The sequence below is a fragment of the Geodermatophilus obscurus genome (assembly GCF_900143215.1).
Taxonomy (GTDB): Bacteria; Actinomycetota; Actinomycetes; order Mycobacteriales; family Geodermatophilaceae; genus Geodermatophilus; species Geodermatophilus obscurus_A.
Genome location: NZ_FRDM01000066.1, coordinates 6180 through 12562, shown reverse-complemented (window position 1 = coordinate 12562; position 6383 = coordinate 6180). Strand labels below are relative to the sequence as shown.

Annotated in this window: 5 protein-coding genes and 1 pseudogene; 5 read left to right on the top strand and 1 reads right to left on the bottom strand. The window is 69.0% G+C overall.

The features are described from left to right. A partial coding sequence (locus BUB17_RS27535) for a DUF3846 domain-containing protein (RefSeq protein ID WP_208983657.1) occupies positions 1-270 on the bottom strand: 270 nt, incomplete at its 3' end. 352 nt (positions 271-622) lie between these two features. Between BUB17_RS27535 and BUB17_RS24370 the strand changes: the two genes are divergently transcribed. From BUB17_RS24370 to BUB17_RS28675, 5 genes and pseudogenes are all read left to right on the top strand, one after another. Next, positions 623-2212 (top strand): type IV secretory system conjugative DNA transfer family protein, encoded by a 1590-nt coding sequence (locus tag BUB17_RS24370; protein ID WP_141243192.1) that lies wholly within the window; start codon positions 623-625, stop codon positions 2210-2212. A gap of 442 nt (positions 2213-2654) precedes the next feature. Continuing rightward, positions 2655-2792, top strand: a complete 138-nt coding sequence (locus BUB17_RS27220) for a hypothetical protein (protein WP_175561479.1) — start codon at positions 2655-2657, stop codon at positions 2790-2792. A 318-nt stretch (positions 2793-3110) separates the two neighbouring features. Further along, positions 3111-3731: a hypothetical protein gene (locus BUB17_RS24365; RefSeq protein ID WP_072921289.1), complete on the top strand. Its 621-nt coding sequence runs from the start codon at positions 3111-3113 to the stop codon at positions 3729-3731. Between the two features lie 218 nt (positions 3732-3949). Further along, positions 3950-4789 (top strand): annotated as a pseudogene (locus tag BUB17_RS24360) (IS5 family transposase). Between the two features lie 990 nt (positions 4790-5779). Next, positions 5780-6383 (top strand): radical SAM protein (locus tag BUB17_RS28675; protein WP_432416402.1); only part of this gene is annotated, 604 nt, incomplete at its 3' end.

The window sequence follows — 6383 nt, the reverse complement described above, 5'->3', positions numbered from 1 at the left end:
CACCGTCCCGCAGTACGGCTGCCCACCGTGCCCCAGCGCGGCGGCCAGCACGCCGGCCACCGGATTGAGCGCACAGGCGTACAGGCCCTCGTCATGCACCCACATGTCCAACCCCGAACCCAGCGCCACCACGTCCACACAGCCACCCACCGCCGCCTGCAGCCGGTCGAGCACCCCACCGGAGGCCTCCGGCACCCACCGCGCCCGGACGGCGGTGCCGTCGACGTCCACGACGACGACGGCGATCGGAGCGGTACCGGTGCTGGACATGAGCGGTCTCCTGGCGGGGTGCTGCGGGTGGTCGTCGACGGCCGGCTTGCGGGCCGGACGCCGGCGCGGTGATGGTGTTGCCGCGGTTGGGGGAGTCGGTATGGGTCACTCGAGGCGGCAGCGAGCCGTTCGCGATGCTCGAGGGGCTGGTCAGACCCCGGGGTCGGTGCGCCCCACGCTAGCCGCCACCATCGACAAAATCGCAGCTCAGTGCGGCAATTGGCCCGCAGGAGCCGCCGGGACAACCGGCATGGGGCACCAGCCGCCCCGCGCCGCGACCCTCCTGCACCGCTTCTGATCGACCTTGCCCCAGCCAGAACCTGCAGCACCGCTGAGCGACCGGTCTCACGCCGTGGCCACAGCAGTGCTCGATGGGGCCCGGGGGCACCCAGGATGCGCTCGACGACCGCGGTGCAGCAGCTGCACGCCACCGTGGCGGCAGACCTGCGGCCGACTCCGGCGTGCCGCGTCGACCGGGAGGTCACCGATCGCCGGCGCCCGCCACGGGCACACCGCGATCTCCCGCGGGCTGGCGTTCGCCGCCGGCCTGCGCGCCGATGACAAGACCGCCACCAACAGCGGCTTCTTCCGCGCCAATGCCGCCTCCGCGCTGACCCGGCTGCTGCACGCCGCCGACCTGGCCGACCGCCCGGTCGGCGGCGTGATCGACTGGACGGTGCACCTGGACGACGGCGCCGAGCAAGCCCAGGAGATCATCCGCACCTCCCCGCTGACAGAGGCCGAGCCCGGCTGGGCCGGGATGCTGCGGTCGGTGGCCACCGGCGCCGATGAGACGGTGGCCTCCTCCCGGCAGACCCTGGCCCAGGCCATCGAGCCGATGGCGCTGCGCCGGGTGCTGGCCTGGGTCACCCCCCGCCCCGGCGTGCCGGTCTTCGACGCGGCCGGGTTCGTCTCCTCCGCCGACACCCTCGTGCTGGTCGCCGATGCCAACGCCTCGACCAACGTCGCGCCGCTGTGCGCGATGCTGCTGCAGGAAGTCGTCGACGCCGCCAAGGCCGCCGCCGCCCGGCGCCCCGGCGGCCGGCTCGACCCGCCGCTGCGGCTGGTCGGCGACGAGATCGCCAACGTCGCGCCGCTGCCTCGCCTGCCCGACCTAGGCACCGACGCCCGCGGCTTCGGCATGCAGCTGGTCCTGGCCCTGCAGTCCCTGGCCCAGGCCCGCCGCCGGTGGGGCGCCGACGGCGCGCACACCCTGCTGGACAACATGCCCGCCGAGATCCTGCTCGGCGGCCTCACCGACACCGACGCCCTCAAGCGGTACGCCACCCTCGTCGGCGAGGTGGAGCTGACCCGCGGCAGCACCAGCTACGACCCGCACACCGGTCGGGCGACCGGCGCCAGCGACCGGCTGATCGACCGGCCGGCGCTGCGCGCCGACGAGGCCCGCCGCATCCCCGACGGCCACGGCCTGCTCCTCTACCGCAACCGTCCCGCGGTGCTGCTGCGCCTGACCCCCCTGGTGCGCCCGCCCCGACGGCGAGACCCTGGCCGCCGAGCGCACCGCCACCCCCAGAACCGCGGGCACCGAGGACGGCGGCCCGGTGAGCGACCACGACCAGGCCGGCAGCCCCACCTCGCGCGATGTCCCGGACGACGCCGCAGGCAGCGGCGAGGCCGACGCCGGGAGCGGAGCCCTGGCCGACCAGCCGCTGTCCCTGCCTGCGCTGGCGGCCAAGCTGGCCGAGCTCAAGGACCTCATCGGCGGGCTGGCCTACGGCGTGCAAAGCGAGACCGATGCCCTGCGCGAGGAGCTGGCCGGCCGCCTCGACGCCCTCGAGCAGGCCGCCGCCGGCACCGGCCCGCCCGCACCGGGCACCGGGCACCGAGCCCGAACCGCGCGCCTGGGTGGACGGCGCCGGCACCGCCGACTGGCAGCAGCTGGTCGCCTGGGCCGACTGGCTCACCCACACCTACGACCTGACACCCTCCAGGGCGGTCCTGCCCTGCTGGCCGGCGCACCGCGGCGCGGGCCGAGGAGCTGGCCGCCCTCCGCGCCGCCTGGCAAGCCGCCGCCAGCACCGCCCGCGCCGAGGAGCCCAACGACCAGCTGGTCTACTGGCACGACCGCTGGCAGACAACGACGCCCTGGGACGTCAGAAGCAGACCCGATCCTGGTTCGAGCACGGCCCTGGCTACGAAACAGACGGCCGAGCCCTGCCGGAGGACACCGACTGGGTAACCGAGTTGAACCGGCTCGGCCCGCGATAGGTGGGAACTCGTCGAGCAGACCATCCTGGGCAACGTCCGGGGCCGTACGTTGGGATGGAACGACGGAACCTGGCCCATCCGCCGCAGTCGGATGTTCAAACCAACAGTCGGCTGAGCCCCGGATGCCTGTCAGTGGTGCCTGATAGAGAGCCCGGGTGACCGTGGACCCGGCCCGGCTGGTGGAGAAGATCACCCCGTTCGAGGAGGGGCCGCTGGGCTGCCGCCCCTGGTTGGGCGCCCTGAGCAAGGGGCGGGCGATCATCCACGACCCCGACGTCCGGCAGCCGGTGTAAGCATCCCGCGCGCTGTGGGAGCACCTCTGGGGGCCAATTTCCCGCGGCCTGTTCGCAATGCACCTCTGCGACCGGAGGGTTGGGAGCCAGGACCGCACTGCTTCCTTGTCGAGGGCATCCGGGCCAGCACTGCACCGGGCCGGATGCTCGTGGTAGCCCCCGGCGCGGCTGCACCCGGTGGGCGATCAAGGTCAGCAAGTCGCAGAACCGGGGCCAGTGACGAGTCAGTAGCAGAGTTATACCCTTCTGGCGCCCTTGAGGCGTCGCAGGGTCCGCCTCGGAGCGAATGCTTAGTCGTAGGACGACGAGGAGAGCGGTATGACTGTCGACGACGGTGTGGGCAGCGAAGCGACCCCTAGTGCCGCGGTGGCTCAGGCTTCCGTCGAGGACGATCGCCTGCTATCTGGCCCCGGGGTGCCGGTGGTCCCGGTCAACGAGGACGCCGAGGAAGCCGAGTTCCAGAAATTGCTGAGTCACCCATTCACGGTCATGTACCGGCAGTTGGTGCGCAGCGCCGCTGTCCAGGTTCGTAAGGCCGAGATGGAAAATGCTCTGGCTGCGGCGAAGGTTGCCGAGTTGCGGCACGTGGCCGAGGCATTCGCGGCCGGAGCCGGTGCGGCTCTGCTCTCGGCCGCACCGAGTGAGATGGTGACCTACTCCGGTGGACAGAGCGCCGCGGAAGCCCTACAAGAGTGCATGGACAAACTGAATGAGTGCGGGGACAATAACAAAAACAACACCGCGGGGCAGATTCTATGCGCTACTCAATACACCGCATGCTTGATCGTCGTCGGCGTCCACGGACCGAAAGGCGACAGTGGTGGCGGCGTGCCCCCGAAGCGGAAGGAGCGACTCCAGAAGGTTCTTCAATACGACACTGAACTGGAAGACCCGCCCGGCCACCCATATCCAGTGGACCATGGCGGCGGCGGAGGCTGATACTTCGTGCAGGAGCATTCGGGCCTGGAAGCAGTAGGCGTCGCAGGGTAGTAGGCAGTCCGGGTGACGGTGGACCCAACCCGGCTGCTGGAGAGGATCAGTCCTTAGAGCGCCCGCCGATAGGCGCGGTCGCGGTGTTGGGCGTGGCTGAGCGGTGAGGGCAGGCACGAGGGCCACGCTCGCGGAGGTGCTAACGCTCCGTGAGATGTGGACCGCTCGTGCCTGCCGTCCCATCGTGCATCCTTGACCCGCTGCGCGAGCAGTTCCTGGCCCTGCTGCCGGTCCGGCATGTCGCTCATCCGCTGGGCTGCCACCGGCCGCGCATCGCCGATGCGGTGGTCTTCGACAAGCTGGTGGAGGCGTTGGTCTTCGGCGCCGGGTACGAGCGCCTCGCCGGTCCCGGCTGCTCGGCGACGACGATGCGCCGCCGACGGGATGAGTGGATCCGGCTGGGGGTGTGGGATCGGCTGCGGCTGGCCTGCCTGGACGCCTAAGACAAGCTGATCGGCCTGGACCTGGCCGACCTGGCCGTCGACGGCTGCACCACCAAGGCGCCCTGCGGCGGGGAGTGCGCCGGGCGCAGCCCGGTCGACCGGGCCAAGGGCGGCCTGAAACGCTCCCAGCTCACCGACGGCGCTGGCATTCCGCTCGCGGCGGTGTCCGCGCCGGCCAACACCGTCGACCACACCCCGCTGACGGCCACCCTGGGTGCGATCAAGGACTTCCAGCCGTTGCCCGCGCGGATCACCGTGCACCTGGACGCCGGCTACGACCACCGGCCGGCCCGGCAGGCCCTGGCCGAGCGCGACCTGCGCGGTCAGATCGCCCACCGCGGCGCGCCGGCCCCGCTCCAGGTCGGCCGGCGCTGGGTCGTCGAGCGCACCCACGCCTGGTTCAACGGCTTCGGCCGACTGCGCCACTGCACCGCACGCCGCCGCGACTGCGTGAACGCCTACCTCCGCCTGGCCGCCGCCATCGTCACCATCCGTGCCCTCCGCCGGGCCGCCTGGTACCGCTACCGCTGGGACAGCCGACCGTCATCACCGCGCATCCGCTGACCTACTGGCGGGCGCTCTTACGGGCGCTGCCGGCGGAGTTCCCGCCGGCGAAAGACCGTCTACAGGGTGTTCCGCCGCTGGGCGGCCGCCGGGTCGGCCTCCTCGCCAGCACCGGACTGGAGTTCGGGACCTTCGTGTAACACCCGCCCTCGAGAACCTCCAGCGTCCATGCAACCGACACCGCGGAGCCAAGCATCCGGCGCCGGAACCAGATCAGCACACTACGTTCCGCAATGCTACGGACGCAGTCCGCAGTCGGCATGACGCGCCTGTGATCGGTGCATTGACACCCTCCCCACCGCGGGGTATCAAAGCCGGAAACGGGGCGTACCACATCCAAATGTGAGTCTTTGACACAGTCAAACACCCCTTTTCAGAGCGACCGTCCCGCACCCCTAGGTGACCGCGTCCTCAACTGCCGAACGCACCACCAAGACCATGACACTAACGCTCCAAACTCCCACGATCCGGCCGCACCATCTAGGGAAGGAAGGCAGATGTCTGAGCCGACGCCGCCACCCCCCGAGACGCCCGTCGACAAGGAGGTCGACCTCGAAAAGATGCACAGTCTACTCGCCCGATTGCGAGCACTTCCTCCTGAACGGATCGATACTTTGATATGGACCTCGAACAAAGCGCCAGAGATGCCACCCAAACCCAAATCAGAGTGGTCCGACTCTTTCAGTGACTGGTTCTGGTGACGAACCCTTCGCCGATCGGCATTTTTTTTCTCACAGCCACCCCACAGGGCCAGGTGATCCGCGTGACTGAACAACCCCCAAACGGCGATCAGGACCCAACAATCTCACATGCAGAGGAGATCCGCAGTCGGCTCCTAGCAATGGACCCTGCCGAACTTCGAGAGATCACCCTCACCGAGAAAGGCCACAGCGGGGAAGCGGACTTCGGCTGGCGAGAGACGTGGAGGAGGATGGTTGAATAGCGCCACCGCCCAACGCCGGGCACCCTACCAGCCCAGCCGCTTGCCTAGTGGGGCCACCACAAACGATCTGCCCAAGCACAGGCATTTTGAGTGCTCGGCGGATCAGCGCTGGGTCTCACTGCCGTACCCCTTATCATAACCGTCCACCCGCCGACGGGCGCTTTGGCCCATGGCACAAAGTCCCGACTGTGCCACGGTGCCAGGGAGGTCTTAGAGTGCCCCTTCGAACCGAGCTTGTAGTAATCCAACCGACCTCGCGCTGTAACCTGAATTGCGTATACTGCTATCTGCCTAACCGGCGCGTAGGTAAAGTGATGCCTCACGAAATCCTAGAGGCGACGATTAACAAGGTGCTTGGCAGCAGGCACGTATACGACCGAATAGAGTTTATCTGGCACGCCGGCGAGCCGCTCTTAGCAGGAACCCAGTTCTACGAGCGCGCCCTGCACGTTATGGCAGCGAACAACCGCCGCAATCTCACTATAACCAACGTCGTCCAGACGAATGCAACGCTCATCGACTCACGATGGGCGCACTTCCTTGCAACCCATGGGTTTCGTGTAGGTGTTAGCCTCGACGGTCCCGCCTTTCTCCACGACAAACAACGACAAACATGGTCTGGTAGGGGGTCTGTCTCCGCGGGACTCAGGG